Below are 671 nucleotides of genomic sequence, written 5' to 3' on the forward strand. Positions count from 1 at the left end.
AGCGGCGGCAGCCCGGCGCTGCGCCTGGCGCGGTTGAGCAACGCCGTGACGCGGCGATAGCCATAGGTCGGGCGCGCGTCGGTAATGGCGCGGATCTCGGCCAGTACGGCATCGTCCTCGGCGCGGCGATAGGGGCCCCGCCGCGGCCTCTCAGGCTGGCGGAGATGGTCGACCAGGTTGGACCTGGCGACGCCGATCGTGTCGGCCACGGCTTTCACCGGGAACCTGCCGGTGGCGGCGATGGCAAGCGCCACGCGTGTTTTTTGGGGCGGGCCTGCTCGAGGGCTTCGCGCAAGATCTCGGTCTCCATGGTCTTGCGGCCGAGCAGACGCTCGAGCTCGCGGACGCGGTTCTCGAGTTCCCGCACGCGGCTGATCGGGACGACCTCCTCGTCGGCCCTGACTGCCTCCGGCCCGCCCTCGGCCATGCGCCGCCTCCACTGGAACAGCAGGCTGGGCGAGACGCCTTGCAGCCGGGCGACGGCGGAGACCGTTATGCCGGGCTGCATGGTCTGCTCGACCAGCCGGACCTTTCCCTCGGCAGTGTAGCGCCGCCGGCGGTGGATGCCGGTGATGATCTCGACGCGCTCGATGGGCTTCGACATAGGCGTGCGCCTAGGCGTGAACCTAGGCCCTCCGGGCTATGCCGCCTGTCCGGTCGAATTGGGGGCC

General features: G+C 70.6%; 1 pseudogene. It reads right to left on the reverse strand.

The features are described 5' to 3' along the window. Window positions 1-604, reverse strand: a pseudogene (locus tag IEY36_RS31035) (transposase); the annotation flags it as partial. Window positions 605-671: the final 67 nt, after the last annotated feature.

Source organism: Neoroseomonas lacus (assembly GCF_014644535.1).
Lineage (GTDB): Bacteria > Pseudomonadota > Alphaproteobacteria > Acetobacterales > Acetobacteraceae > Neoroseomonas > Neoroseomonas lacus.